Raw genomic sequence first — 21,451 nt, 5'->3', positions numbered from 1 at the left:
GGATTATTTGTAGATGGACTCGGGGTCTTTCAAGACCGGATCGACGGCTTGCCATGCACCGTCCTTGAGCACGCTGAAGAAGCAACTGTGCCGCCCCGTGTGACAGGCGATGCCGGGCTCGTGGCCGAGCTGCGTCACCTTGAGCAGCACCACGTCGTTGTCGCAGTCCAGGCGGATCTCGTGCACCGTCTGCACGTGGCCCGATTCCTCGCCCTTGAACCACAGCTTGCCGCGCGAGCGGCTGAAGTACACCGCGCGGCCCAGCTCGGCCGTCCTGGCCAGCGCCTCGCGGTCCATCCAGGCGAACATCAGCACGTCGCCCGTGGCGGCCTCTTGCGCGATGGCGGGCACCAGGCCCTGCGCGTCCCATTTCACTTGATCGAGCCAGTTCATGCGGGCATTGTCGCTCACGGCCTTCTCCTACTATCAAAGAAATAGCTGCCCGCGCTTGGTGGACAAGCGCTGGAGGCCGATTTGGCTTGAAATATCAAAGACGGACCGGAATGCCGCGCGCCTGCATGCGCTCCTTGGCCTCGCGCACGGTGAATTCGCCGTAGTGGAAGATGCTGGCGGCCAGCACCGCGTCGGCGCCGCCCTGCTGCACACCGTCGGCCAGGTGCTCGAGGTTGCCCACGCCGCCCGAGGCGATCACGGGCACGCCCACCGCGTCGCTCACCGCGCGCGTGAGCTGCAGGTCGAACCCGCTCTTGGTGCCGTCGCGGTCCATGCTGGTCAGCAGGATCTCGCCCGCGCCGCGGCGCGCCATGTCGAAGGCCCACTGCACCGCGTCCAGCCCGGTGTTCTTGCGTCCGCCGTGGCTGTACACGTCCCAGCCCTCGCCGCGCTCGCGCACGTCCTCGCCCTGGCGGCGCTTGGCGTCGATGGCCACCACGATGCACTGCGCGCCGTACTTGTCGCTGGCGGCGTTGATGACGTCGGGGTTGGCGATGGCGGCGGAGTTGAAGCTGGTCTTGTCCGCGCCCGCGTTCAAGAGGCGCCGCACGTCTTCGACGGTGCGCACGCCGCCGCCCACCGTGAGGGGGATGAACACCTGGCTGGCCACGGCCTCGATGATCGGCAGGATCAGGTCGCGCCCGTCGCTGGTGGCGGTGATGTCGAGGAAAGTCAGTTCATCGGCGCCCTGCGCGTTGTAGCGCGCGGCGATCTCCACGGGGTCGCCCGCGTCGCGCAGTTCGACGAAGTTGACGCCCTTGACCACGCGGCCGCCGGTCACGTCGAGGCAGGGAATGATGCGTTTGGCAAGCATGGGGAAAAAACCTTCAGAAGGCCCTTCAGGAATGGGCGCCGCTCTGCCAGCGCCAGACGTCCTCGCACATGCGGTCCACGCCGCGCGTGGCGCGCCAGCCCAGCCGTTGCTCGGCCAGAGACGGGTCGGCCCAGTAGGCAGGCACGTCGCCGGGGCGGCGGTCGGTGATGCGGTAGGGCACGGGGCGGCCGCTGGCGCGCTCGAAGGCATGCACCATCTGCAGTACGGAAACGGGCTGGCCGGTGCCCAGGTTGAGGGTGAGCAGGCCCGGGTGCGCGCGCAGGTAGCGCAGCGCGGCCACGTGGCCTTCGGCCAGGTCGCTCACATGGATGTAGTCGCGCACGCCGGTGCCGTCCTCGGTGGGATAGTCGCCGCCGAAGACGGACAGCTCCGGCCGCTGCCCCACGGCCACCTGGGCCACGTAGGGCATGAGGTTGTTCGGCACGTCCTGCGGGTCTTCGCCGATCAGGCCGCTTTCGTGCGCGCCCACGGGGTTGAAGTAGCGCAGCCGCGCGATGCGCCATTGGCCGGGCTCGGAGCGCTCCACGTCGGCCAGCGCCTGCTCGGCCATGAGCTTGCTCCAGCCGTAGGGGTTGGCGGGCTGCAACGCGAAGTCCTCGCGGATGGGCGAGGTGATGGGATCGCCGTACACCGTGGCCGAGGAGGAGAACACCACGGTGCGCACGCCCGCATCGCGCATCGCGGCCAGCAGCGTGAGCGTGCCGCCCACGTTGTTGTCGTAGTAGCGCAGCGGGTCGCGCACCGACTCGCCCACGGCCTTGAGGCCTGCGAAATGGATGACGGCGCCAATGGAGCGCTCCCGCAGCACGCGCGCGAGCAGCGCGCCGTCGCGCACGTCGCCCTCGACGCAGTCCACCGGCGCGCCGGTGATGCGCGCCAGGCGCTCCAGCACCGGGCGCTGGCTGTTGCAGAAGTTGTCGAGGATGACGAAGCGCTCGCCCTGCACTGCCAGCGCGGCGCAGGTGTGAGAGCCGATGAAACCGGCCCCGCCGGTGACGAGGATCACCTCAGGCCGTGAGCTCATCGGCCCGCTCCTGCGCGGCCGCGAAGTCCAGGTCGCCGCTGTAGATGGCGCGGCCGCAGATCACGCCCTCCACGCCCTCGCGCTCGACGGCGCACAGCTGCTCGATGTCGGCGATGCCGGCGAGCCCGCCCGAGGCGATCACGGGGATGGTCAGCGCCTGCGCGAGCTTGACCGTGGCCTCGATGTTGATGCCCGAGAGCATGCCGTCGCGGCCGATGTCGGTGTAGATGATGGACTCGACGCCCCAGTCCTCGAACTTCTTGGCCAGATCGACCACCTCGTGGCCGGTGAGCTTGCTCCAGCCGTCGGTGGCCACCTTGCCGTCCTTGGCGTCCAGGCCCACGATGATGTGGCCGCCGAAGGCGCTGCACGCGTCCTTGAGGAAGCCCGGGTTCTTGACCGCCGCCGTGCCGATGATGACGTAGGCCAGGCCCGCGTCGATGTAGCGCTCGATGGTGTCCAGGTCGCGGATGCCGCCGCCGAGCTGCACCGGGATGTCCGCGCCCACCTCAGCCAGGATGGACTTGATGGCCGCCTTGTTCTTGGGCTGGCCCGCGAAGGCACCGTTCAGGTCGACGAGATGCAGGCGGCGCGCGCCGGCGTTCGCCCACTTGCGCGCCATGGCGGCAGGGTCTTCGCCGAAGGTGGTCGATTGATCCATGTCACCTTGCTTGAGGCGCACGCAATGGCCGTCCTTGAGGTCGATGGCGGGGATGAGCAGCATAGATGTGGAGCGAGGATTCGGGCGCACGGGCAGCCCGGCCGGGTTGAGGATCAGGGATTCCAGTGCAGGAAGTTGCGGAACAGCGCCAGGCCGTGCTCGGCGCTCTTTTCCGGGTGGAACTGCGTGGCGAAAATATTATCGCGCGCGATGGCGGCTGCAAAGGGTTGGCCGTAGTCGGCTTCGCCCGCCACATGCGCCGCATCGCGCGGGCGGGCGTAGAAGCTGTGCACGAAGTAGAAATAGCTGTCGTCAGGCACGCCGTTCCACACCGGGTGGGCGCTGCCTCCGCGGCGCGCCTGGCGCACGCGGTTCCAGCCCATCTGCGGCACCTTGTAGCGGCTGCCGTCGGGCTGGGTGCGTCCGGCCAGGTCGAACTTGAGCACCTCGCCCGGGATCAGGCCCAGGCCGGGCGTGTCGCCCTCGGCGCTGTGGTCCAGCAGCATCTGCATGCCCACGCACACGCCGAACAGGGGCTTGGCCGCGGCAGCCTCCAGCACGGGGGCGAGCAGCCCCGAGTCGCGCAGCTCGCGCATGCAGTCGGGCATGGCGCCCTGGCCGGGCAGCACCACGCGGGCGGCGGCGCGCACCTCGTCGGGATGGCGGGTGACGGTCACCTGCCAGCCGCTGCCCTGCGCCGCGGCCAGCACGGCTTGCGAGACCGAGCGCAGGTTGCCCATGCCGTAGTCCACGACCGCGACGGTTTTAGCTTCACTATTCATAGCTGCCAGCGCTTGCCAGATAAGCGTTAAAGGCCAATTTGGCTTGAAATTTCTACAGGGAGCCCTTGGTGGACGGGATCACGCCCGCCGCGCGCGGGTCGCGCTCCAGCGCGGCGCGCAGCGCGCGCGCGAAGGCCTTGAAGACCGTCTCGCACTGGTGGTGGGCGTTGATGCCCTTGAGGTTGTCGATGTGCAGGGTCACGCCCGCATGGTTCACGAAGCCCTGGAAGAACTCGTAGGTGAGCTGCGTGTCGAAGCCGCCGATGCTCGCCGCCGTGAACGGGATGTGCAGGTGCAGGCCCGGGCGGCCCGAGAAATCGACCACCACGCGCGAGAGCGCCTCGTCGAGCGGCACGTAGGCGTGGCCGTAGCGGCGGATGCCCTTCTTGTCGCCCACGGCGCGCGCGAACGACTGGCCGAGGGTGATGCCCACGTCCTCCACCGTGTGGTGGCCGTCGATGTGCAGGTCGCCGTCGCAGCGCACCTCCAGGTCGATGAGGCCGTGGCGTGCGATCTGGTCGAGCATGTGGTCGAAGAAGCCGATGCCCGTGTTCAGGCGGGCCTCGCCCGTGCCGTCGAGGTTCACGCGCGCGGTGATGCGGGTTTCGGCCGTGTTGCGGCTGACTTCGGCCGTGCGGTCGGCGCAGGGCTCGGGGGAGGAAGGAACGAGTGCGGAAGAGGTCATAGGGAAGCCTGGAGCGCCGCGAGCATCTGGGCGTTGTCGGCGGCACTGCCCACCGTCAGACGCAGGCAGTTGGCCAGCAATGGGTGCATTGTAGAAACGTTCTTGACGAGAACCTTGCGCGCGGCCATGCCCGCATGCACTCTGGCGGAATCCCGCACGCGGACCAGCACCATGTTGGCCTCGCTGTCCCACACCTTCAGCACGCCGGGCAGGGCACGCAGCGCGGCCAGCAATTCGGCGCGCGCGGCGCGCAGCTCGGCCGCCTGCGCGGCGAAAACTCCGGCATGCTCCAGCGCGAACAGCGCGGCCTCGCAGTTGAGCACGCTCACGTTGTAGGGCGGGCGCAGCTTGTCGATCTCGTGCACCAGCGCGGCCGGGCCGATCAGGTAGCCCAGGCGAACGCCCGCCAGGCCGAACTTGCTGAGCGTGCGCAGCAGCAGCACGTGGCCGTTGCGCGCGGGGTCGGCGCGCATGCGGTCGATCCAGCTGCGGCTGGCGAAGGGCTGGTAGGCCTCATCCATCACCACGATGCCGCCCTGCGCGGCCACGGCGTCGACGATGCGCTGCACCACGCCCTCGTCCCACAGCGTGGCCGTGGGGTTGTTGGGATAGGCCAGGAAGGTGACGGCCGGGCGGTGCGCGGCGATGGCGTCCAGCATGGGCTGCTCGCGCAGCTGGAATTCCCCGTCCAGCTCCACGCCCACGTAGCGCAGGCCGTGCTGCTGCGCGGCCATGGCGTAGTAGACGAAGCCCGGTACCGGCGCGAGCACCGCTGCCCCGGGCTGCGCGCAGGCCATCTGCACCAGGCTGATGAGCTCGTCGGAGCCGTTGCCCAGCAGCAGCGCGCTGCCCTGCGGCGCACCGGCGTGCGCGGCCAACGCGGCCCGCAGTTCGCCCTGGCGCGCACCGGGATAGCGGTTGATCTCCAGCGCGCCCAGGCGCCGGCCCAGCGCGGCCTGCAGCGCGGGGGGCAGGCCGAAGGGGTTCTCCATCGCATCCATCTTCAGGTAGCCCGTGGCATCCGGGATGGGATAGGCGTGCATGGCGCGCACGTCGGGGCGGATGCGCTGCAGCGGATCGGGGGCGGTGGGGGGCGTCATGCGGCGGGATCGGTTTCGCGGGAACGGCGAGTGTAGGCGGTGCCCGGGGCCTGCTCGCCCATGCGCGTGGCGATGTCGCCCACGCGGCGCAGCGCGTCCAGGTGCCGGTCCGTCCAGTCGCCACCCATGCCGATGCGCAGGCAGTTGCGGAAACGCGCGCTGGCGCTGAACACGGTGCCGGGCGCGACGAGGATGCCCTCGGCCAGGCAGGCCTCGTGCAGGCGCACCGCGTCCAGCCCGCGCGGCAGCTCCAGCCACAGCAGCAGGCCGCCGGGCGGGTCGCTCACGCGCGTGCCGGGCGGGAAGTGGGCGGCGATCGCATGGCGCGCCCCGTCCAGCCTCGCCGCCGCCAGCGCGCGCAGCTGGCGCATCGCGGCGGCGTGGCCGGCCTGGGTGATGAGGTCGGCCAGCGCCAGCTCCAGCACTGCCGACTGGCCGCCGGACTGCAGGTCCTTGATCGCGCGCACCCGCTCGCCCCAGCGCCCGGCCTCCACCCAGCCGAGGCGCAGGCCCGGCGCGAGGGTTTTGGAGAACGAGTCGCACAGCATCACGTGGCCCGTGGTGTCGTACGACTTGACGGTGCGGCGCATCTCGTCGGGCTCGGCGAGGTCGTTGTAGATCGCATCCTCGATCACCGCGATGCCGTGGCGCGCCGCCATCTGCGCCAGGCGCCTGCGCTCGGGCTGGGGCATGCAGGCACCCAGCGGATTGCTGAGCGTGGGCACGAGCAGCAGCGCCTTCACCGGCTGCGTGTCCAGCGCGAGCTGCAGCGCGTCCAGCGACAGGCCGTGGCGCGGGTGCGTGGGGATCTCCAGCGCGCGCAGGTGCAGGCTCTGCAGCACTTCCAGGAAGGAGAAATGCGTGGGCGACTCGATCGCCACCACGTCGCCCGGCTGCGTGACCGCGCGCAGGCACAGGCCGATGCTGTCCATGCAGCCGCTGGTGACGATGACGTTGGCAGGGTCGAGCGTGCAGCCCAGCCCCACGGCATAGCGCGCGAGCGCACGGCGCGCCTCCTCCTGCCCCGTGGCCGAAGGGTAGGCGCACAGCAGGTGGCGGTGGCGCTGCACGGCGCGCGTGACGGCGCGGCGCACGCGGTCGGGGTTGAGCATGTCGGCCCCGGGCGTGCCGCTGCTGAACGACACCAGGCCCGCAGGCTGCTCGCGCCCCAGGATGCGCTGGCCCAGCCAGTCCACCGACACCTCGCGCGGACGGCCGCGCGGGCGCGAGGCCTGGGGCTCGGGCAGCGGCGCTGGCCGGGGTGCGACGAAGAAGCCCGAGCGCGGCCGCGCGACGACCAGGCGCGCGTCCTCCAGCCAGTGGAAGGCCTGCACCACCGTGGTCTGCGCCACGCCGTGCTGGCGCGCGAGCGCGCGCACCGAGGGCAGCTTCTCGCCGCGCACAAGCGTGCCGTTGCGCACCAGCTCGGCGAGCTGGCCGGCGATCTGCTGGTACAGGGGCGGGGCTTCGTCAGAGGACATGCGGGCATTCTGTACTGGCCGGCAGCCTGCCGGGCAGCACAGACACCGGCCACGCCGACCAGTACAGACGCGCCGCGGCGGCGCGCTGTACTGCACCGGATCGCCTGCGGCTGTGGCTGGCGGCGGCACGGGCGCCTGCGCACCATGGCTGTCATGGACTACGCCGCTTCCTCCCCCGCTTTGCTTGCACCCGTCCCTCTGCCCTGGCAGCGCCAGCCCCTGGCGCCGCTGCAGCCCGTGCAGACCCTGCACGTGCGCAAGGGCGAAACCGCCGTGCTCGAAGCAGAGCGCGGGCGCGTGTGGCTGACCTGCGAGGGCCGTCCCGAAGACCATTTCCTGGAGGCCGGCCAGCGCCTGCAATTCGCCGGGCCGGCGCGGCTGCGCGTGAGCGCCGACGGGCGCGCCGCCGCGTGCCTGCGCTGGGCGCTCAGTCCTGCGTGAGGCGCATCTCGGCCGCGCGCGCGTGGGCCTGCAGGCCCTCGCCGTGGGCCAGCACGCTGGCGATGCGGCCCAGCGTCTGTGCGCCCTGCCCGCTCACCTCGATGAGGCTGCTGCGCTTCTGGAAGTCGTAGACACCCAGCGGCGACGAGAAGCGCGCCGTGCCGCTCGTGGGCAGCACGTGGTTCGGGCCGGCGCAGTAGTCGCCCAGGCTCTCGCTGGTGTAGGCGCCCAGGAAGATCGCGCCGGCGTGCCGCAGCAGCGGCTCCCAGCGGTGCGGGTCGCTGCTGGAGACCTCCAGGTGCTCGGGCGCGATGCGGTTGCTGATGGCGCAGGCCTCTTCCATGTCCCGCGTGAGGATCAGCGCGCCGCGGCCGGTGAGGCTCTTGGCGATGATCTCGGCGCGCGGCATCCCGGGCAGCAGCCGGTCGATGGCGGCCTGCACCGCTTCGATGTAGGCGGCGTCGGGGCACAGCAGGATGGACTGCGCCAGCTCGTCGTGCTCGGCCTGGCTGAACAGGTCCATCGCCACCCAGTCGGGCGGCGTGGTGCCGTCGGCCAGCACGAGGATCTCGCTCGGGCCCGCGATCATGTCGATGCCCACGGTACCGAACACGCGCTTCTTGGCACTGGCGACGTAGGCGTTGCCGGGGCCGGTGATCTTGTCCACCTTGGGCACGGTGGCGGTGCCGTAGGCCAGCGCCGCCACGGCCTGCGCGCCGCCGATGGTGAAGGCGCGCGTGACGCCGGCCACGTGCGCGGCGGCAAGCACCAGCGGGTTCTTGGCGCCCTGCGGCGTGGGCACGACCATGACGATCTCGCCCACGCCCGCCACGTGCGCGGGGATGGCGTTCATGAGCACGCTGCTCGGGTAAGCGGCCTTGCCGCCGGGCACGTAGATGCCCACGCGGTCGAGCGGCGTGACCTTCTGGCCGAGCAGGGTGCCGTCCTCGTCGCGGTAGCTCCAGCTCTCGCCGTTGGCCTTCTTCTGCGCCTCGTGGTAGCGGCGCACGCGCGCGGCGGCGGCCATGAGGGCCTCGCGCTGCGCGGCGGGCAGGCCGTCGAAGGCGGCCTGCAGTTCGCCGGCCGCCAGCTCCAGTTCGGCCACGCCGTGCGCGTGCAGGCCGTCGAAACGCTGCGTGTATTCGAGCACCGCCGCGTCGCCGCGCGCCTGCACGTCGGCCAGGATGTCGGCCACGCGCTGCTCGATGGCTGCGTCCTGCTCGGCCGACCAGTGCAGCCGCGCCGCGAAATCAGCCTCGAAAGTGCTGGAAACGGTGGACAGGCGAGCGGGAGCAGCTACGAATTTCATAGTGGATCAATCCTGCGGAACGGCGGACGCGAACGCATCGATGATGCGCTTGAGCGGCGCCTGCTTGAGTTTCAGCGCGGCCTGGTTGACGACGAGGTGGGAGCTGATGTCCATGATCTGCTCCACCTCGACGAGGTGGTTGGCCTTGAGCGTGTTGCCGGTGGAGACCAGGTCGACGATGGCATCGGCCAGGCCCGTGAGCGGCGCCAGCTCCATGCTGCCGTAGAGCTTGATCATGTCCACATGCACGCCCTTGGTGGCGAAGAAGTCGCGCGCGATGCTGGTGTACTTGGTGGCCACCTTCAGGCGCGCGCCCTGGCGCACGGCCTGCGCGTAGTCGAAGTCGGCGCGCACGGCCACGCTCACGCGGCACTTGGCGATCCCCAGGTCGAGCGGGCGGAACAGGCCCTGGCCGCCGTGCTCGATGAGCGAGTCCTTGCCCGCCACGCCGATGTCGGCGCCGCCGTACTGCACGTAGGTGGGCACGTCGGTGGCGCGCACTAGCACCACCCGCACCTCGGGGCGGCTGGTGGGCAGGATGAGCTTGCGCGACTTCTCGGGGTCTTCCAGCACCTCGATGCCGGCGGCGGCCAGCAGGGGCAGGGTCTCGTCGAAGATGCGGCCCTTGGAGAGGGCCAGCGTGATCTGCTGCGTCATTGGATTCTTTCGATGTCGGCGCCCAGGCCGCGCAGTTTGGCTTCCATGCAGTCGTAGCCGCGGTCCAGGTGGTAGATGCGGTCCACCAGCGTCTCGCCGCTGGCCACGAGGCCCGCGATGACCAGGCTGGCCGAGGCGCGCAGGTCGGTGGCCATGACGGTGGCGCCCGACAGGCGCGCTGCGCTGCCCAGGCCCTCGACCACGGCCACGCGGCCGTCGGTGGTCTGGATTCTGGCACCCAGGCGCAGCAACTCGTTGACGTGCATGAAGCGGTTCTCGAAGATCGTCTCGGCCACGGTGGCCGTGCCCTGCGCGACCACGTTCAGGGCCATGAACTGGGCCTGCATGTCGGTGGGAAAGCCGGGGTATTCCATGGTGCGGAAGCCCTGCGCCCTCAGGTGCGGGCCGCCCGCGCTGCGCACGCGGATGCCGCCGGCCTCGGCCTGCACCTGCACGCCGGCCTCGCGCAGCTTGTCGATCACCGCGTCCAGGTGGTCGGCACGGCCGTGGCGCAGGAGCGCGTCGCCGCCCGTGGCGGCCACGGCGCACAGGAACGTGCCGGCCTCGATGCGGTCGGCCACCACGGCGTGGGTGCAGCCGTGCAGTTGCTCCACGCCCTGGATGCGGATGCGGCTGGTGCCGTGGCCCTCGATGCGCGCGCCCATGCTGATGAGCATCTCGGCCAGGTCCGCCACCTCGGGCTCCTGCGCGGCGTTCTCCAGCACCGTCTCGCCCTCGGCCAGCGTGGCGGCCATGAGCAGGTTCTCGGTGCCGGTCACGGTGACCATGTCGGTGGCGATGCGCGCGCCCTGGAGGCGCGTGCGCCCCGCGGGCAGCTTGGCGAGCATGTAGCCGTGCTCCACCACGATCTCCGCGCCCATGGCCTGCAGGCCCTTGATGTGCTGGTCCACGGGCCGCGAGCCGATGGCGCAGCCGCCGGGCAGCGACACCGTCGCCTCGCCGAAGCGCGCCAGCAGCGGGCCCAGCGCGAGCACGGAGGCGCGCATGGTCTTGACCAGCTTGTAGGGCGCCTCGGGCGTGGTCAGGCCGCTGGCGTCGATGCGCACCACGCCCGCCGCGCCGGTGTCCTCGCAGCCGGGCGCGGCGATGCGCTCCACCTGCACGCCCATGTTGCGGATCAGCGTGAGCATGGTGGCCACGTCCTGCAGGCGCGGCACGTTGGCGAGCGTGACCGGCTCGGCCGTGAGCAGCGCGGCGCACAGCTCCGGCAGAGCCGCATTCTTGGCGCCGGAGATCGGCACCTCGCCCACCAGGGGGCGGCCACCGCGGATCAGGAGTTTGTCCATTGGGTTTTTATGAGCCAAATCGGCCTGCAGCGCTTATCCAGCAAGCGCGAGCAGCTATGGAAACAGGAGTTTCACTCGCCCTGGGCCTGCGCCCATTCCGCGGGGGTGAAGGTCTTCATCGACAGCGCGTGCACCTCGTCGGTCTGCATGCGCGCGCCCAGCGTGGCGTAGACGCGCTGGTGGCGCTGGATCTGGCGCTTGCCCTCGAACTCGGGCGAGACGATGGTGGCGTACCAGTGGCGGCCGTCGCCTTCCAGGTGGAGGTGCTCGCAGGCCAGGCCCGCGCTGATGATGTGCTTGAGTTGGTCTGCGGTCATGGGGTCAGTTCCTGATTTTGTAGCCCGTGCGCAGCAGGTGCAGCGCGAGCGCGCTCACCGCCAGCCAGGCGCCGCCGACGATGGCCAGGGACAGCCAGGGCGATGCGTCGCTCACCCCGAAGAAGCCGTAGCGGAAGCCGTCGATCATGTAGAAGAACGGGTTCAGGTGGCTCACGCCCTGCCAGAACGGGGGCAGCGACTGGATCGAATAGAACACACCCGACAGGAAGGTCATGGGCACGATGATGAAGTTCTGGAACGCGGCCATCTGGTCGAACTTGTCGGCCCACAGGCCCGCGATCAGCCCCAGCGTGGCCAGCAGCGCCGCGCCCAGCAGCGCGAACGCCAGGATCCACAGCGGCGCGGCGAACTCAGGAGCCGCGAAGGCCAGCGTGACCAGGAACACGCCCAGCCCCACCGCCAGCCCGCGCAGTACGGACGAGCCGACGTAGGCCGCGAACCAGGCGCGGTGCGACAGCGGCGTGAGCAGCACGAACACCAGGTTGCCCATGATCTTGCTCTGGATCAGGCTGGACGAGCTGTTGGCGAAGGCGTTCTGCAGAATGCTCATCATCACCAGGCCCGGCACCAGGAAGGCGGTGTAGCTCAGGCGGTCGTAGACCTTCACGTGGTCTTCGAGCACGTGGCCGAAGATCAGCAGGTACAGCACCGCCGTGAGCACGGGCGCGGCCACGGTCTGGAAGGCCACCTTCCAGAAGCGCAGCACTTCCTTGTAGAACAGGGTCTGCCAGCCGGTCATCGCTGCGCTCCTTCGGCAGCCATCACGTTGAGGAACACGTCCTCCAGGTCGGCCTTGCGGATCTCCACGTCCTCCACGCGCACGCCGGCCGCGCGCAGCTGGGCCAAGTGGCGCTCGATCTCCTGCGCGTTCTGCGCGGGCAGCTGGGCCACGCGGCCCGTCACGCGCGCCAGAGGCGCAAGCGCGGCGGGCAGCGCGTCGTCGGTCTTGAAGCGCAGCACGTTGGCGGAGGCGGCCTGCAGCAGCTCGGAGGTGCGCGCCAGCGCCACCACCTGGCCGCGCTTGAGCATGGCCAGGCGCGTGCACAGCGCCTCGGCCTCCTCCAGGTAGTGCGTGGTGAGCAGCACGGTGTGGCCCTGCTTGTTGAGCCGGGCGATGAACTGCCACAGCGTCTGGCGCAGCTCCACGTCCACGCCGGCCGTGGGCTCGTCGAGCACGATGATGGGGGGCTTGTGCACCAGCGCCTGGGCCACCAGCACGCGGCGCTTCATGCCGCCCGAGAGCTGGCGCATGTTGGCGGTGGCCTTGTCGGCCAGGCCCAGGCTCTCCAGCAGCTCGTCGATCCAGGCGTCGTTGTTCTTCACGCCGAAGTAGCCGGACTGGATGCGCAGCGTCTCGCGCACGTTGAAGAAGGGGTCGAAAACCAGCTCCTGCGGCACCACGCCCAGGCGCTGACGCGCGGCGGCGAAGTCGCCCTGCACGTCGTGCCCCAGCACGCGCACGCGGCCCTGCGTGGCGCGCGCCAGGCCCGCGAGGATGCTGATCAGGGTGGTCTTGCCCGCGCCGTTGGGTCCCAGCAGGCCGAAGAATTCGCCCTCCTCGATGTCCAGGCTGACGTCGTGCAGCGCCTGGAAAGGTCCCTTGGGCGTGGAAAAGGTCTTGGAAACGGACTGGAAGGAAACGGCGGACATAGGGAACCGGCGATTCTAAGCCGTACCCCTTCACGCTGCTGGCAGCAGCTCCTGTACCCCGTAGAGGCCCGCCAGACTGGCCAGCGCCGGAGGCAGCGCCTTGACGACGAGGCCCTTGCCTTCCAGCACCGCCGCGCGGCGGCATTCGAGCAGCACCGCCAGGGCCGACGAGTCGAAGGCCGTCAGCGCGCCGGCGTCCACCACCACCTGCGATTCACGCTCGGTCTTCAGGCCCTGCAGCAGCAGGCGCAGGCAGGCCGCGGCCTGCCGGTGGGTGAGTTCGGGCGGCAGCACCAGCATTTACTTGCCGCCGGCATTGGCCTTGTTGCGCGCCGACAGCGACTCGATCAGGCGGTCGATGCCCTGGCCGTCGGCGGCGGCGTTGATTTCCTGCGCAAACTGGTTGCGGTAGGTTTCCACCAGCCACACGCCCAGCACGTTCAGGTTGTAGACCTTCCAGCCCGCGCCGTCGCCGGGGGTCTTCTCCAGGCGGTAGTCGAGCTGCACCGGGTCGCCGCGGCCGCGGATCTCGGTACGCACCAGCACGTCCTTGTCGTCCGGCGCGGCGCGCAGCGGCTTGACGACGATGGTCTGGTCCGTCACCTGGCTCAGCGCGCCGGAATAGGTGCGCACCAGCAGGGACTTGAACTCGTCCTGCAGGCGCTTTTGCTGCTCGGGCGTGGCCTTGCGCCAGGCCGGGCCGACGGCGGCGGCGGTCATGCGGCGGAAGTTCACGTGCGGCAGGATGGTCTTGTCCACCAGCGCCATGATCTTGTCCACGTCGCCGGACTTGATGGACTTGTCGGCACGCACCGTCTCCAGCACGTCGGTCGACAGGCGCTTGATCAGCGCGTCCGGCGCCTCGTCGGCGGCCAGCACGGCACCTGGCAGCCCTATCCAGGCCACGACCGCGAGGGCGGCGGCGGTGCGGTTCAGCGTGCGGCGGTTCATCATGTTCTGGTCCTTTCTCGATCAGTGCGGCACCGGAGGGGCCGCACCGCGGGAGTGCGAATTGTCACGGGCGCGGCGCACGCGCCGTGCGTCGCCACGGTACGCGGATGCAAGCAACTGCAACCTGCGCGGGAGAAGCGTCAATAGTCCTCGGGCAGCCGGCCGTCGTCGTCCCCGTCATCGGCAGTTTGGCCGGGAGCGGCGCGCAGGCGCAGGTACACATCGCGCGTGAAGCTGTAGGAGTCGAGCGCGGCCGCGTCGAGCACCGAGGTGGCGCGCAGCAGCTCCGCGCGCCGGTTGACGAAGCGCAGCGCGTACAGCGAATTGCGGGCGGACACCGGATCGACCGCAAGCAGCGGGTCGGCATACAGGTCCACCGGCAGGGCCGCCGTGTCGCGCACCGTGGAGGGGCCCAACAGCGGCAGCACCAGGTACGGCCCCGTGGGCACGCCCCAGCGGCCCAGCGTCAGGCCGAAGTCCTGCTTGTGGCGCGCGATGCCGGCCTCGCTGGCGATGTCCAGCACGCCGCCCAGGCCCAGGACCGTGTTGGTGCCGAAGCGCACCAGGCTGTCGAAGGCCTCGCGGCCGCGCAGCTGCAGCACGCTGTTGACGAACGACCAGGCGTCGCCCAGGTTGCCGAAGAAGTTGCTCACGCCGGTGCGCACGGGCTGCGGCGTGATGTCGCGGTAGGCCGTGGCCACGGGCTTGAGCACGGCCTTGTCCACGTTCTCGTTGAACGTGGTCATGCCGCGGTTGTAGGGCTCGAAGGGGTCGGCCGGGTTGGCCTGGGGGCCGCTGGCGCAGCCGGCCAGGAGCAGCGCTGCGCCGAGCGCCGCCGCCAGCCTGCCGTGTGTCGTCGTGGTGTTTTTCTTCATTTCTTGTTGCCCGCGCCGCTTTCCTCGGCCTTGCCGTAGAGGAACTGGCCGATCAGATTCTCCAGCACCACGGCCGACTGCGTGGCCGTCACCATGTCGCCTTCGGCGAGGTTGTGCTCGTCCGCGCCGGCCTCGATGCCGATGTACTGGTCGCCCAGCAGCCCGCTGGTGAGGATCTTGAGCGAGCTGTCCTTGGGGAAAGCGTAGCGCTTGTCCAGGTCCAGCGTCACGCGCGCCTGGTAAGTGGTGTCATCGAACGTGATGGATTGCACGCGGCCCACCACCACGCCGGCGCTGCGCACCGCCGCCTTGGGCTTGAGGCCGCCGATGTTGTCGAAGCGCGCGGTGACCGCGTAGCCGGTGCGCCAGTTCAGATTGAGCAGGTTGGCCGACTGCAGGGCCAGGAAGACCAGCGCCGCGCCGCCCAGCAACACGAAGAGGCCCACCCAGAGATCGTTCTTGGAATGCTGCATGGTTGTTTGACTCATCAAAGACTGAACATGAAGGCCGTGAGGACGAAGTCCAGCGCCAGCACCGAGAGCGAGGCCATCACCACCGTGCGGGTGGTGGCGCGCGACACGCCTTCGGGCGTGGGCTTGGCCACGAAGCCCTGGAGCACCGCGATGAAGGTGACGGCCACGCCGAACACGACGCTCTTGACGAAGCCGTTGCCCACGTCCTTCCACACGTCCACGCCGCCCTGCATCTGCCCCCAGAAGGCGCCGCCGTCCACGCCGATCAGCACCACGCCGACCAGCCAGCCGCCGATCACGCCCACGGCGCTGAACACCGCCGCCAGCAGCGGCATGGCGATCACGCCGCCCCAGAAGCGCGGCGCGAGGATGCGGCGCACCGGATCGACGGCCATCATCTCCATGGCCGAGAGCTGCTCGCCCGCGCGCATCAGGCCGATCTCGGCCGTGAGCGACGTGCCCGCGCGCCCGGCGAACAGCAGCGCCGTGACCACCGGCCCCAGCTCGCGCACCAGCCCCAGCGTGACCACCAGCCCCAGCGAGTTGGCCGAGCCGTAGAGCTGCAGCACGTTGTAGCCCTGCAGCGCCAGCACGAAGCCCACGAACAGGCCCGACATGGCGATGATGGACAGCGAATAGTTGCCCAGGAAGTGCACCTGGTCGCGCACCAGCGCCGGGCGCTGCATGACCGGGCCCAGCAGCCCCACCAGCTGCGCGAACAGGCCCGCGCCCGCGCCGATGTCGGCCAGCTTGGTGCGCACCGCATAGCCCACGTGCGAAGGGCGCCACCAGCTCATTCGGAAACCTCCGTGCTGCGCACTGCGGCGCCATGAGCCCTCGGAACGGCCGTGCGGCTCATGCCATGCCTCCGAAGTCCTGCAGCACCGTAGGGCCGGGGTAGTGGAAAGGCACCGGCCCCGTGGGCAGCGCATGCACGAACTGGTGCACCAGCGGGTCGGTGCTGGCGCGCACTTCCTCGGGCGTGCCCTGTGCGGCCACCGTGCCGGGGCCGAGAATGATGACGTGGTCGGCCAGGCGGAAGGTTTCCTCCAGGTCGTGCGAGACGACGATGGTGGTCAGGCCCATGGAGTCGCCCAGCTGGCGGATGAGCTGCGCGGCCGTGCCCAGCGAGATCGGGTCCAGCCCCGCGAAGGGCTCGTCGTACATGATGAGGTCGGGGTCCAGCGCGATGGCCCGCGCCAGCGCCACGCGCCGCGCCATGCCGCCGGAGATCTGGCTGGGCATCAGGTCGCGCGCGCCGCGCAGGCCCACGGCGTGGAGCTTCATGAGCACGATGTCGCGGATCAGCGCCTCGGGCAGGTCGGTGTGCTCACGCAGCGGGAAGGCCACGTTCTCGAACACGCTCATGTCGGTGAACAGCGCGCCGAACTGGAACAGCATGCCCATGCGCCGGCGCGCGGCGTAGAGCTGCTCCACGCTCATGCGGCCCACGTCCTGGCCGGCCACCAGCACCTCGCCCTGCTGGGCACGCTGCTGGCCGCCGATGAGGCGCAGCACAGTGGTCTTGCCGCCGCCCGACGCGCCCATCAGCGCCGTGACCTTGCCGCGCGGCACCGTCAGCGACAGGTCGCGCAGGATCACGCGCTCGCCGTACCCGAAGGTGACGTTGCGCAGTTCCACGAGAGCCTCGGAAGGCGATGGGGCGTTGGAGGGCATGGAGTGAAGAATGCAGGGCCGCGCCCCCACGGGGCAGCGGAAAAACGTTACATCATAGGGGAAACCCTCTGGAAATGCTGGACAGGGATCACCTGGGTGTATGCGGATGTATATAACTGTTGGCTATAATTGACAGCTTCGAGAGAAATGTCACGCTCGCCCTGCCGAGCGGATTGCTGTCAGCGTTGCATGGGCGCCCGGTGCGTCCAGCGGAACGAGGGCGCGGCAATTGCCAGCGGCATTCCCCCTTGCCTTCCGTTCAGTGCCTGCGCTGCAGCGCCCCGGGCGCGCCCGCCGTGGACTCCCTGTCCCCGCGCCGGGCCCGCCATCTTCCGTGCCACCCCCCGTGCCTGCAGAAAGGGCCTGAACTCCATGAAGAAATTCCAGTCCGTCGTCCCCATCGCCGCCCCGTCCGTCCAGCGCCAGGCCACCGGTCTGCACCTGATTGGCGACCTGTATGGCTGTCTGTGCGACAGCCGCCTGATGCTGGATGCCGCGTACCTGGAAGCCTTCTGCAAGGAGCGCGTGGCCGCGGCCGGGCTGACCACCGTGGGCTCGCTGTTCCACAGCTTCGGCGAGGGCGGCGGCGTCACCGGCGTGGTGGTGCTGGCCGAATCGCACCTGTCCATCCACACCTGGCCCGAGTCGGGCTATGTGACGCTGGACGTGTACGTGTGCAACTACACCACCGACAACCGGCCCAAGGCGCAGCAGCTGTTCGGCGACCTGCAGGCCGCATTCAACCCGAACGATCCGCACCTGCACCGCGTCGAGCGCGCGTGATGGCCGGCGCGCGCACCGCGCAGGCCACGCGCTTCGTGGCCGAGCGCCTGAATGCCGACTTCGGCTTCTACCTGAGCGACCAGCGCACCCTGGCGCAGCGCCAGTCGCCGTGGCAGCACATCGAGGTTTTCGAGAACCCGCAGTTCGGGCGCGTGATGCGCATCGACGGCTGCTTCATGACCAGCGAGCGTGACGAGTTCTTCTACCACGAGCCCATGGTGCACCTGCCCGCCATCGCCCATGCCGGCGTGCGCCGCGCGCTGGTGGTGGGCGGCGGCGACGGCGGCGCGGCCGAGGAGCTGCTCAAGCTGCCCGGCATCGAGCAGGTGGTGCTGGCCGAGCTGGACGGCGAGGTGATCGCCATGGCCCGCGAGTGGCTGGGCGCCATCCACCGCGGCGCGTTCGACGACGCGCGCCTGCAGGTGCGCCTGGGCGACGCGCGCGCGCTGCTGGCGGAAGGCCGCGAGCGCTTCGACCAGATCGTGCTGGACCTGACCGACCCCTTCGGCCCCGCCGTAGAGCTGTACACGGTGGAGTTCTATGCCGCCTGCCGCCGCGCGCTGAACCCCGGCGGCGTGCTGTCGCTGCACCTGGGCTCGCCCATCCACCTGCACGAGACGCTGACGCGCATCGCCGCCTCGGTGCGCGCGGTGTTCCCGGTGTTCCGGCCCTACCTGCAGTACGTGCCCCTGTACGGCACGCTGTGGTGCATGGCCATGGCGTCGGACAGCACCGACCCGGCCCGGCTCACCGCCGCCGAGGTGGACGCGCGCCTGGCCGTGCGCGACATCGGCGACCTGCAGCTCTACAACGGCGCGGTGCACCACGCGCTGCTGGCCCAGCCCAACTTCGTGCGCGCACTGCTGGCGCGCCCGGCCGAACCGCTGCGCAGCGGCGACACGCTGGCCGAGGTACGCGACCCGTCGGAGCTGCCGCCCGTGACGGTCACAACGGGCTGATTTTCAAAAAAAGGAGCTGGTTGCGCTTGTCCTACAAGGGTTTCCGTATGTTTTCACATGAAAATCCAGAGCAGACAAGCGCAACCAGCTCACTTTTTTATCAGTGCGCCTCGCCGAACATGCGGTGGTGCAGCCGCCGCAGCGACCACCACACGCCCCCGGCCACCAGCGGGATGGCCACCGCCGCCGTGCTCTCGGGCGAGAAGGGCCAGCCCAGCTTCTGCGCCCCCTTGGCCAGGTAGCTCACCAGGCCGACGATGTAATAGGTGATGGCCGCCACCGAAAGCCCCTCCACCGTGGACTGCAGCTTGAGCTGCAGGTCGCCGCGCCGGTTCATCGCGGCCAGCAGGGCCTGGTTGTTCTGCTGCTGCTCGATCTCCACGCGCGTGCGCAGCAGGTTGCTCATGCGAGAAACGCGCTCGGAGAGCGCGTTCTGCCGCCGCGCGGCCCAGGCGCAGGTGCTGCGCGCGGGGCTCAGGCGCCGCTCCATGAATTCTCCGATGGTCTGCAGGCCCGCGAGCCGCGATTCGCCGATGTCCTGGATGCGCCGGTCCACCAGCTCGAAATACGCGCTGCTGGCCGAGAAGCGCGAGTGCGTGGCCGCGTACTGCCCCTCCACCTGCCCCGCCAGCCGCGTGAGGCGGTCGAGCAGCGCGGGCTCCGCGTCGCGGCGGGAGCTGCGGATGGCCTCGGCCAGCTCCGCCAGCTCGCGCTCGGCGCTGGCGAGGGCCGCGCCGGCATCGCGCGCGGCGGGCAGGCCCAGCAGCGCCGCCATGCGGTAGGTCTCGATCTCAAGCAGCTGCTGCACCAGCCGCCCCAGGCGCTGGGGCGAGAGCGATCCGGCCACCAGCAGCATGCGCGAGAAGCCGTCGGCGTGGATGGCGAAGTCGGTGTACACCTCGCCCTGCCCGCCCGCGACGGCGCAGGCGACGAGCGATTCCTCGCGCAGCCAGCCCCGCAACGCGGGCCCCGTATCCACCTCCCGCGCGGCGGCCACCCACAGGTGCAGCGCGCACAGGCACTCGCCCGGCAGCCCCGCCAGCCAGTCGCGCGGCACGGACTCCAGCGCGGCCGCGGGCGCCCGCCCGTTCTCGGGCACGGCGGCGCCGGCCGGCACGGCCATGAAGGTCCAGGAGACGAATTCGGTGTGCAGCTCCCAGCGGATGCGGAACGCCCCCAGGTCCACGCGCAGGTGCGTGGTGTGCGCATCGGGCGGGGCCAGGTGGTGGTTGCGCAGCAGCGTGGCCAGGTGGGCGCGGCTGGCATCGCGCCCGGCCGCGTCGGCCAGCATCACGATGTGCGTGATCGCCAGCGGCGCGGCCAGCGCCTCGGGCGGGCGGGCATGGACTTCGTTGTGCAGCAGCACGCGCTGGGCGTGCTGCGTGGGGAGCGGTGCGAGGGTCATGGGCGCAGGCGGTGAGGAATGCGCCATTGTCGCGTCAGAGCATGTGTTCGAGGAACGCCCGCGCGCGCTCGTGCCCTGGATCGGCGAAGAACTCGCGCGCGGGCCGCGCCGCGATCAGCTCGCCCTGGTCCATGAAGGCCACGGTGTGCGCCACTTCGCGCGCGAAGCCCATCTCGTGCGTGACGACCAGCATGGTCATGCGCTCCTCGGCCAGCTCGCGCATGGTACGCAGCACCTCGCCGGTCAGCTCGGGGTCGAGCGCGGAGGTGGGCTCGTCGAACAGCATGATGTCGGGCTGCATGCACAGCGCCCGCGCGATGGCCACGCGCTGCTTCTGCCCGCCCGAGAGGCGCGAGGGGTAGTTGTTGCGTTTGGCGGCCAGGCCCACCTTGTCCAGCAGCGTTTCCGCGCGGGCGACGGCCTCGGCGCGCGGCACGCCTTGCACCACCATCGGCGCCTCGATGAGGTTCTGCAGCACCGTGAGGTGCGGGAACAGGTTGAAGTGCTGGAACACCATGCCGGTCTTGGCGCAGATGCGGCGCAGCTCGGCATCTGGCACGTAGGCGCAGCGGCCCTGCGCGTCGGTGGTGGCGAGCGTCTGGCCCTCGATGGCGACGTGGCCGCTGTCGATGGTCTCCAGGTGGTTCAGGCAGCGCAGGAAGGTGCTCTTGCCCGAGCCCGAGGGGCCGATGACCGCCACGACCTCGCCCCTCGCTACCCGCAGCGACACGCCGCGCAGCACTTCGTTGTGGCCGAAGCGCTTGCGCACGTCGCGCGCGTCGATCATGGGCGCCTCACTCATCGTATTTGGCATAGCGTTTCTCCAGCCGCTGGAAGCCCCAGGTGAGCAGCAGCGTCATCAGCAGATAGAAGGCCGCGGCCACGATGAAGGGCGTGGTGGTGAAGTCGCGCTGCACGATGCCGCGTGCGGCGCGCAGCAGGTCGTTGAGCGCCAGCACGTAGATCAGCGACGTGTCCTTGACCAGCGTGATCGTCTCGTTGCTCATCGGCGGCAGGATGCTTCGCACCATCTGCGGCAGCACGATGCGGCGCATGGTCTGGCCGTAGCTCATGCCCAGCACCTTGGCGGCCTCGTACTGGCCGCGATCGACGGACTGGATGCCCGCGCGGAAGATCTCGGCGAAGTAGGCCGCGTAGTTCAGCGCGAACGCCGCCACCGCCGCCGGAAAGTCCGGCAGGCGCACGCCCACCACGGGCACGAAGGGCAGCGCGAAGTAGATGAACAGCATCTGCAGCATGAGCGGCGTGCCGCGCATGAGCCAGATGTAGCCGTTCACCGCCACCGACAGCGGCCGCCAGCGCGACAGCCGCGCCAGCGCCAGCACAAGGCCCAGGGGCACGGCCAGCAACAGCGTGATGAAGAACAGCTTCAGCGTGACCGTGGCGCCCTGCGCCAGCGGCCCCAGGAGGGAGAGTACGTAGTCCATCGTGTGGCTGCGACCATTCAGTGTTTGGCACGGCTCACGGCCGTTGCCACTGGCGCGCCCCAGGCCAGCGGACGCCGCGCAAGGGCCGCCCCGCCGCGCTGGCGGCGTCCCCCTTCCCGAATTGCGCAGCAATTCGAGAGAAGGGGGAAGGAGCGAA

26 protein-coding genes are annotated in these 21,451 nt (G+C 70.1%); 3 read left to right on the top strand and 23 right to left on the bottom strand.

All coding sequences use genetic code 11. From position 1 onward, the window contains the following. Positions 1-3 precede the first annotated feature (3 nt). The 8 genes from hisI to AVS7_RS14025 form a co-directional block, all read right to left on the bottom strand. Positions 4-393 carry a phosphoribosyl-AMP cyclohydrolase gene (hisI, locus tag AVS7_RS14060; protein WP_034690988.1) on the bottom strand — a complete coding sequence of 130 codons (390 nt, stop codon included), beginning with the start codon at positions 391-393 and terminating at the stop codon, positions 4-6. Positions 394-487: 94 nt separating this feature from the next. Further along, positions 488-1,267: an imidazole glycerol phosphate synthase subunit HisF gene (gene hisF, locus AVS7_RS14055; RefSeq protein ID WP_020229049.1), complete on the bottom strand. Its 780-nt coding sequence runs from the start codon at positions 1,265-1,267 to the stop codon at positions 488-490. Positions 1,268-1,292: 25 nt separating this feature from the next. Beyond that, the gene (gene galE / locus AVS7_RS14050) at positions 1,293-2,294 is read right to left on the bottom strand and encodes a UDP-glucose 4-epimerase GalE (RefSeq protein WP_024001593.1); all 1,002 of its coding nucleotides are present in this window, start codon (positions 2,292-2,294) and stop codon (positions 1,293-1,295) included. A 1-nt stretch (position 2,295) separates the two neighbouring features. Next, positions 2,296-3,036: a 1-(5-phosphoribosyl)-5-[(5-phosphoribosylamino)methylideneamino]imidazole-4-carboxamide isomerase gene (gene hisA / locus AVS7_RS14045; RefSeq protein ID WP_020229047.1), complete on the bottom strand. Its 741-nt coding sequence runs from the start codon at positions 3,034-3,036 to the stop codon at positions 2,296-2,298. A 50-nt stretch (positions 3,037-3,086) separates the two neighbouring features. Then, positions 3,087-3,755 (bottom strand): imidazole glycerol phosphate synthase subunit HisH, encoded by a 669-nt coding sequence (hisH, locus tag AVS7_RS14040; RefSeq protein ID WP_024001592.1) that lies wholly within the window; start codon positions 3,753-3,755, stop codon positions 3,087-3,089. 52 nt (positions 3,756-3,807) lie between these two features. Further along, a complete protein-coding gene (gene hisB / locus AVS7_RS14035; RefSeq protein ID WP_020229045.1) occupies positions 3,808-4,440 on the bottom strand; it encodes an imidazoleglycerol-phosphate dehydratase HisB in 633 nt (210 codons plus the stop codon). Then, a complete protein-coding gene (locus AVS7_RS14030; protein WP_020229044.1) occupies positions 4,437-5,540 on the bottom strand; it encodes a histidinol-phosphate transaminase in 1,104 nt (367 codons plus the stop codon). Before AVS7_RS14030 ends, hisB begins: the two co-directional genes overlap by 4 nt. After that, positions 5,537-7,021: a PLP-dependent aminotransferase family protein gene (locus AVS7_RS14025; RefSeq protein WP_020229043.1), complete on the bottom strand. Its 1,485-nt coding sequence runs from the start codon at positions 7,019-7,021 to the stop codon at positions 5,537-5,539. Before AVS7_RS14025 ends, AVS7_RS14030 begins: the two co-directional genes overlap by 4 nt. A gap of 153 nt (positions 7,022-7,174) precedes the next feature. Here AVS7_RS14025 and AVS7_RS14020 point away from each other — a divergent pair, with 153 nt between their 5' ends. Continuing rightward, a complete protein-coding gene (locus tag AVS7_RS14020) occupies positions 7,175-7,462 on the top strand; it encodes a DUF2917 domain-containing protein (RefSeq protein ID WP_020229042.1) in 288 nt (95 codons plus the stop codon). Here AVS7_RS14020 and hisD read toward each other — a convergent pair. The 12 genes from hisD to AVS7_RS13960 form a co-directional block, all read right to left on the bottom strand. Continuing rightward, positions 7,449-8,771, bottom strand: a complete 1,323-nt coding sequence (hisD, locus tag AVS7_RS14015; protein ID WP_020229041.1) for a histidinol dehydrogenase — start codon at positions 8,769-8,771, stop codon at positions 7,449-7,451. The genes AVS7_RS14020 and hisD overlap by 14 nt on opposite strands. Positions 8,772-8,777: 6 nt before the next feature. Continuing rightward, positions 8,778-9,428 (bottom strand): ATP phosphoribosyltransferase, encoded by a 651-nt coding sequence (hisG, locus tag AVS7_RS14010; RefSeq protein WP_020229040.1) that lies wholly within the window; start codon positions 9,426-9,428, stop codon positions 8,778-8,780. Continuing rightward, the gene (gene murA / locus AVS7_RS14005; RefSeq protein ID WP_020229039.1) at positions 9,425-10,735 is read right to left on the bottom strand and encodes a UDP-N-acetylglucosamine 1-carboxyvinyltransferase; all 1,311 of its coding nucleotides are present in this window, start codon (positions 10,733-10,735) and stop codon (positions 9,425-9,427) included. Before murA ends, hisG begins: the two co-directional genes overlap by 4 nt. A 71-nt stretch (positions 10,736-10,806) precedes the next feature. Continuing rightward, complete coding sequence (locus AVS7_RS14000) at positions 10,807-11,052, bottom strand: BolA family protein (protein ID WP_020229038.1); 246 nt, start codon at positions 11,050-11,052, stop codon at positions 10,807-10,809. 4 nt (positions 11,053-11,056) lie between these two features. Beyond that, on the bottom strand, positions 11,057-11,812 hold the full coding sequence (locus AVS7_RS13995; RefSeq protein WP_020229037.1) for an ABC transporter permease: 756 nt from the start codon (positions 11,810-11,812) through the stop codon (positions 11,057-11,059). Beyond that, on the bottom strand, positions 11,809-12,723 hold the full coding sequence (locus AVS7_RS13990) for an ABC transporter ATP-binding protein (protein WP_020229036.1): 915 nt from the start codon (positions 12,721-12,723) through the stop codon (positions 11,809-11,811). Before AVS7_RS13990 ends, AVS7_RS13995 begins: the two co-directional genes overlap by 4 nt. Positions 12,724-12,753: 30 nt before the next feature. Next, entirely contained in the window at positions 12,754-13,023 is a 270-nt protein-coding gene (locus tag AVS7_RS13985; RefSeq protein WP_020229035.1) for a lipid asymmetry maintenance protein MlaB, read from the bottom strand. Continuing rightward, positions 13,024-13,677, bottom strand: a complete 654-nt coding sequence (locus AVS7_RS13980) for a phospholipid-binding protein MlaC (protein ID WP_020229034.1) — start codon at positions 13,675-13,677, stop codon at positions 13,024-13,026. 137 nt (positions 13,678-13,814) lie between these two features. Continuing rightward, the gene (locus tag AVS7_RS13975; protein ID WP_020229033.1) at positions 13,815-14,549 is read right to left on the bottom strand and encodes a VacJ family lipoprotein; all 735 of its coding nucleotides are present in this window, start codon (positions 14,547-14,549) and stop codon (positions 13,815-13,817) included. Continuing rightward, entirely contained in the window at positions 14,546-15,022 is a 477-nt protein-coding gene (gene mlaD / locus AVS7_RS13970) for an outer membrane lipid asymmetry maintenance protein MlaD (RefSeq protein WP_020229032.1), read from the bottom strand. The genes AVS7_RS13975 and mlaD overlap by 4 nt, the downstream gene beginning before the upstream one ends. Before the next feature lie 14 nt (positions 15,023-15,036). Beyond that, positions 15,037-15,819, bottom strand: a complete 783-nt coding sequence (gene mlaE / locus AVS7_RS13965; protein ID WP_020229031.1) for a lipid asymmetry maintenance ABC transporter permease subunit MlaE — start codon at positions 15,817-15,819, stop codon at positions 15,037-15,039. Between the two features lie 58 nt (positions 15,820-15,877). Further along, on the bottom strand, positions 15,878-16,699 hold the full coding sequence (locus tag AVS7_RS13960; protein WP_024001588.1) for an ABC transporter ATP-binding protein: 822 nt from the start codon (positions 16,697-16,699) through the stop codon (positions 15,878-15,880). 372 nt (positions 16,700-17,071) lie between these two features. On the opposite strand from AVS7_RS13960, the gene speD reads away from it, so the two are divergent. Together speD and speE are read left to right on the top strand one after the other, a co-directional pair. Further along, entirely contained in the window at positions 17,072-17,482 is a 411-nt protein-coding gene (speD, locus tag AVS7_RS13955; protein ID WP_020229029.1) for an adenosylmethionine decarboxylase, read from the top strand. Then, complete coding sequence (speE, locus tag AVS7_RS13950) at positions 17,482-18,441, top strand: polyamine aminopropyltransferase (protein WP_020229028.1); 960 nt, start codon at positions 17,482-17,484, stop codon at positions 18,439-18,441. Before speD ends, speE begins: the two co-directional genes overlap by 1 nt. Before the next feature lie 100 nt (positions 18,442-18,541). Here the strand turns inward: speE and AVS7_RS13945 are convergent, their stop codons facing one another. Genes AVS7_RS13945 through AVS7_RS13935 form a run of 3 tightly spaced genes read right to left on the bottom strand, consistent with a single transcriptional unit; the run spans position 18,542 to position 21,294 of the window. Further along, on the bottom strand, positions 18,542-19,846 hold the full coding sequence (locus AVS7_RS13945; protein WP_020229027.1) for a DUF3422 family protein: 1,305 nt from the start codon (positions 19,844-19,846) through the stop codon (positions 18,542-18,544). 34 nt (positions 19,847-19,880) lie between these two features. Beyond that, positions 19,881-20,660 (bottom strand): amino acid ABC transporter ATP-binding protein, encoded by a 780-nt coding sequence (locus AVS7_RS13940; RefSeq protein ID WP_034690984.1) that lies wholly within the window; start codon positions 20,658-20,660, stop codon positions 19,881-19,883. Next, complete coding sequence (locus AVS7_RS13935; protein WP_020229025.1) at positions 20,641-21,294, bottom strand: amino acid ABC transporter permease; 654 nt, start codon at positions 21,292-21,294, stop codon at positions 20,641-20,643. The genes AVS7_RS13940 and AVS7_RS13935 overlap by 20 nt, the downstream gene beginning before the upstream one ends. Positions 21,295-21,451 lie beyond the last annotated feature (157 nt).

Origin of the sequence: Acidovorax sp. MR-S7, from assembly GCF_000400995.2 — a bacterium.
Classification (GTDB): domain Bacteria; phylum Pseudomonadota; class Gammaproteobacteria; order Burkholderiales; family Burkholderiaceae_C; genus MR-S7.
This window is presented reverse-complemented; position numbering and strand designations above follow the sequence as displayed.

What these genes read in the sequence shown, in the direction of transcription:
- hisI (WP_034690988.1), bottom strand. Translation starts at nt 393, where the DNA reads ATGAACTGGCTCGATCAAGTGAAATGGGACGCGCAGGGCCTGGTGCCC.
- hisF (WP_020229049.1), bottom strand. Translation starts at nt 1,267, where the DNA reads ATGCTTGCCAAACGCATCATTCCCTGCCTCGACGTGACCGGCGGCCGC.
- hisA (WP_020229047.1), bottom strand. Translation starts at nt 3,036, where the DNA reads ATGCTGCTCATCCCCGCCATCGACCTCAAGGACGGCCATTGCGTGCGC.
- hisH (WP_024001592.1), bottom strand. Translation starts at nt 3,755, where the DNA reads ATGAATAGTGAAGCTAAAACCGTCGCGGTCGTGGACTACGGCATGGGC.
- hisB (WP_020229045.1), bottom strand. Translation starts at nt 4,440, where the DNA reads ATGACCTCTTCCGCACTCGTTCCTTCCTCCCCCGAGCCCTGCGCCGAC.
- AVS7_RS14030 (WP_020229044.1), bottom strand. Translation starts at nt 5,540, where the DNA reads ATGACGCCCCCCACCGCCCCCGATCCGCTGCAGCGCATCCGCCCCGAC.
- AVS7_RS14025 (WP_020229043.1), bottom strand. Translation starts at nt 7,021, where the DNA reads ATGTCCTCTGACGAAGCCCCGCCCCTGTACCAGCAGATCGCCGGCCAG.
- AVS7_RS14020 (WP_020229042.1), top strand. Translation starts at nt 7,175, where the DNA reads ATGGACTACGCCGCTTCCTCCCCCGCTTTGCTTGCACCCGTCCCTCTG.
- hisD (WP_020229041.1), bottom strand. Translation starts at nt 8,771, where the DNA reads ATGAAATTCGTAGCTGCTCCCGCTCGCCTGTCCACCGTTTCCAGCACT.
- hisG (WP_020229040.1), bottom strand. Translation starts at nt 9,428, where the DNA reads ATGACGCAGCAGATCACGCTGGCCCTCTCCAAGGGCCGCATCTTCGAC.
- murA (WP_020229039.1), bottom strand. Translation starts at nt 10,735, where the DNA reads ATGGACAAACTCCTGATCCGCGGTGGCCGCCCCCTGGTGGGCGAGGTG.
- AVS7_RS14000 (WP_020229038.1), bottom strand. Translation starts at nt 11,052, where the DNA reads ATGACCGCAGACCAACTCAAGCACATCATCAGCGCGGGCCTGGCCTGC.
- AVS7_RS13995 (WP_020229037.1), bottom strand. Translation starts at nt 11,812, where the DNA reads ATGACCGGCTGGCAGACCCTGTTCTACAAGGAAGTGCTGCGCTTCTGG.
- AVS7_RS13990 (WP_020229036.1), bottom strand. Translation starts at nt 12,723, where the DNA reads ATGTCCGCCGTTTCCTTCCAGTCCGTTTCCAAGACCTTTTCCACGCCC.
- AVS7_RS13985 (WP_020229035.1), bottom strand. Translation starts at nt 13,023, where the DNA reads ATGCTGGTGCTGCCGCCCGAACTCACCCACCGGCAGGCCGCGGCCTGC.
- AVS7_RS13980 (WP_020229034.1), bottom strand. Translation starts at nt 13,677, where the DNA reads ATGATGAACCGCCGCACGCTGAACCGCACCGCCGCCGCCCTCGCGGTC.
- AVS7_RS13975 (WP_020229033.1), bottom strand. Translation starts at nt 14,549, where the DNA reads ATGAAGAAAAACACCACGACGACACACGGCAGGCTGGCGGCGGCGCTC.
- mlaD (WP_020229032.1), bottom strand. Translation starts at nt 15,022, where the DNA reads ATGCAGCATTCCAAGAACGATCTCTGGGTGGGCCTCTTCGTGTTGCTG.
- mlaE (WP_020229031.1), bottom strand. Translation starts at nt 15,819, where the DNA reads ATGAGCTGGTGGCGCCCTTCGCACGTGGGCTATGCGGTGCGCACCAAG.
- AVS7_RS13960 (WP_024001588.1), bottom strand. Translation starts at nt 16,699, where the DNA reads ATGCCCTCCAACGCCCCATCGCCTTCCGAGGCTCTCGTGGAACTGCGC.
- speD (WP_020229029.1), top strand. Translation starts at nt 17,072, where the DNA reads ATGAAGAAATTCCAGTCCGTCGTCCCCATCGCCGCCCCGTCCGTCCAG.
- speE (WP_020229028.1), top strand. Translation starts at nt 17,482, where the DNA reads ATGGCCGGCGCGCGCACCGCGCAGGCCACGCGCTTCGTGGCCGAGCGC.
- AVS7_RS13945 (WP_020229027.1), bottom strand. Translation starts at nt 19,846, where the DNA reads ATGACCCTCGCACCGCTCCCCACGCAGCACGCCCAGCGCGTGCTGCTG.
- AVS7_RS13940 (WP_034690984.1), bottom strand. Translation starts at nt 20,660, where the DNA reads ATGCCAAATACGATGAGTGAGGCGCCCATGATCGACGCGCGCGACGTG.
- AVS7_RS13935 (WP_020229025.1), bottom strand. Translation starts at nt 21,294, where the DNA reads ATGGACTACGTACTCTCCCTCCTGGGGCCGCTGGCGCAGGGCGCCACG.